This is a genomic window from Pseudomonas sp. GL-R-19 (genome assembly GCF_019956375.1).
GTDB lineage: Bacteria > Pseudomonadota > Gammaproteobacteria > Pseudomonadales > Pseudomonadaceae > Aquipseudomonas.
The window spans coordinates 1-2,644 of sequence record NZ_JAHBDJ010000078.1; the positions used below are offsets into that span (position 1 = coordinate 1).

The window sequence follows — 2,644 nt, forward strand, 5'->3', positions numbered from 1 at the left end:
TGCGGATTCCACACGCACTTGGACACCCATTCCACGAACACTTGGACAGCGATTCCACGCTGACTTGGACACTCATTCCACGGCCACTTGGACACTGATTCCACGAGCACTTGGACAGTGATTTTCCGCTGATCCATCCCAGGTTCAGGCAGGCAGCGACGCAGGATTTTTCACTACCATCGACCTCTTTTCTCGAAGCAAAGAGGTCGTCGTGGAGCGTTTATCCATGCGTAAAATCCGAGAGGTACTACGCCTAAAGTTCGACGCCGGCCTGTCCGTGCGCAAGATTGCCATCAGCCTTCGCATCAGCAGCGGCAGTGCCGGCAATTACCTGCACCGCTTCAACGCTTGCGGGCTGACTTGGCCTACGTCGTTGTCGGATGCTGAGCTGGAACGATGTCTGTTTCCGCCAGCACCGACAGTTCCCAGCGATCAAAGGCCGATGCCGGACTGGGCATGGGCTCATGCCGAGCTACGCCGACCCGGCGTGACTCTGGCCTTGCTTTGGCAAGAGTACCGACTCAGCCACCCGCAAGGCTTCCAGTACAGCTGGTTCTGCGAGCACTACCGGCTCTGGGCCGCCAGGGTCGATGTGGTCATGCGCCAGGAGCATCGAGCTGGCGAAAAGCTGTTCGTCGATTACGCCGGCCAGACCGTGCCGGTCATCGACCGCAAAACCGGCGAAATCCGTCAGACCCAGATCTTCGTCGCCGTCCTGGGCGCCTCCAGCTACACCTTCGCCGAGGCCACCTGGTCGCAGAAACTTCCCGACTGGCTGGGCTCGCACGTCCGCTGCTTCGCTTTTCTTGGCGGCACATCGCAGATCCTGGTGCCGGACAACCTGCGCAGTGGCGTCACCAAGGCGCATCGCTACGAGCCCGACATCAATCCCAGTTATCGCGACCTGGCCGAGCATTACGGCGTGGCCGTGCTACCAGCCAGATCCCGCAAGCCTCGGGACAAAGCCAAGGTCGAAGTCGGCGTGCAAGTGGTCGAGCGCTGGATCCTGGCGGTCTTGCGCGACCGCCAGTTCTTCTCGCTGGGCGAACTCAACACGGCGATCGGCGTGCTGCTCGAACGCCTCAATCAACGGCCCTTCAAGAAGCTGCCGGGCTCCCGCCGCTCGGCCTTCGAAGCCATCGACCAACCTGCACTGCAACCGCTGCCGGAACACCCTTACGTCTATGCCGAATGGAAAAAAGTGCGAGTCCATATCGACTACCACGTCGAGGTCGATGGTCACTTCTACTCGGTGCCGTACCAGTTGGTGAAGCACCAACTCGAAGTACGGCTGACTGCGCAGACCGTCGAGTGCTTCCACACCAACCAGCGCGTGGCCAGCCATCTGCGCTCACAGCACAAAGGCCGCCACACCACCCAAGCCGAGCACATGCCCAAGAGCCACCGCGAACATGCCGAGTGGACGCCGCAACGGCTGATCCGCTGGGCAGAGCAGACAGGGCCGAATACGGCCGGCGTCATCGCCTACATCCTCGAAAGCCGAATCCATCCGCAGCACGGCTTCCGCGCCTGCCTGGGCATCCTGCGCCTGAGCAAACAGCACGGCGAAGAGCGGCTGGAAGCCGCTTGCCAGCGTGCGCTGGCACTGGGCGCGTGCAGTTACAAAAGCCTCGAATCGATCCTGCGCCAAGGGCTGGAACGGCTGCCGCTGGCCCAGCAAAACCTGCCGCTGCTGCCCGACGAGCACATCAACTTGCGTGGCCCTGGCTACTACCACTGACCTGAAAAAGGAGCACGAACATGCTGCCTAACCCGACACTCGACAAGCTGCAAACCCTGCGACTGCACGGCATGATCAAGGCACTGAGCGAGCAACACGCAACGCCCGACATCAATGACCTCAGCTTCGATGAGCGCCTTGGCCTGATGGTCGACCGAGAGCTGACCGAGCGTGAAGACGCCCGCCTGAATACCCGTCTGAAAGCCGCGCGGCTGCGCCACAACGCTTGCCTGGAAGACATCGACTACCGCAGCCCGCGCGGCTTGGACAAGTCCCTGATCCTGCAACTGGGCAGCGGCCAATGGCTGCGCGACGGCCTGAACCTGATCATCGGCGGCCCCACCGGCGTGGGCAAAACCTGGCTCGCCTGCGCGCTGGCCCACAAGGCCTGCCGGGACGGCTATAGCGTGCGCTATCTGCGCCTGCCGCGCTTGATGGAAGAACTGGGCCTGGCCCACGGCGACGGCCGCTTCGCCAAACTAATGGCCGGCTACGCCAAGACCGACCTGCTGATCCTGGACGACTGGGGCTTGGCGCCGTTTACCGCTGCGCAACGGCGCGACATGCTCGAACTGCTGGACGACCGCTACGGCAACCGCTCGACGCTGGTGACCAGCCAGATGCCGGTGGACAAATGGCATGCGCTGATCGGCGATCCGACCTTGGGCGACGCGATCCTCGACCGGCTGGTGCATAACGCTTATCGCATCGAACTGAAGGGCGAATCGATGCGCAGGCGCGCAACGAAATTGACGGCAACAGGGACTTCAGACTAACTATGCAAACCTGCGTCGCTGCGCTCCGACTGCCTGTCCAAGTGGATGTGGATCAGGTGTCCAAGTGAGCGTGGAATGACTGTCCAGATGATCGTGGATTGAGTGTCCAAGTGTCGTGGAATCCGCA

Annotated in this window: 2 protein-coding genes; both read left to right on the top strand. The window is 61.9% G+C overall.

The features are described 5' to 3' along the window. Positions 1-226: 226 nt before the first annotated feature. Positions 227-1,741 (top strand): IS21 family transposase, encoded by a 1,515-nt coding sequence (istA, locus tag KGA83_RS27800; RefSeq protein WP_223531374.1) that lies wholly within the window; start codon positions 227-229, stop codon positions 1,739-1,741. Positions 1,742-1,761: 20 nt separating this feature from the next. Beyond that, positions 1,762-2,517, top strand: a complete 756-nt coding sequence (gene istB / locus KGA83_RS27805; protein WP_223531375.1) for an IS21-like element ISPre4 family helper ATPase IstB — start codon at positions 1,762-1,764, stop codon at positions 2,515-2,517. The last annotated feature ends 127 nt before the right edge of the window (positions 2,518-2,644 follow it).

Excerpts from the sequence above, each read along its gene's own strand:
- istA (WP_223531374.1), top strand. The coding sequence starts at position 227 with ATGCGTAAAATCCGAGAGGTACTACGCCTAAAGTTCGACGCCGGCCTG.
- istB (WP_223531375.1), top strand. The coding sequence starts at position 1,762 with ATGCTGCCTAACCCGACACTCGACAAGCTGCAAACCCTGCGACTGCAC.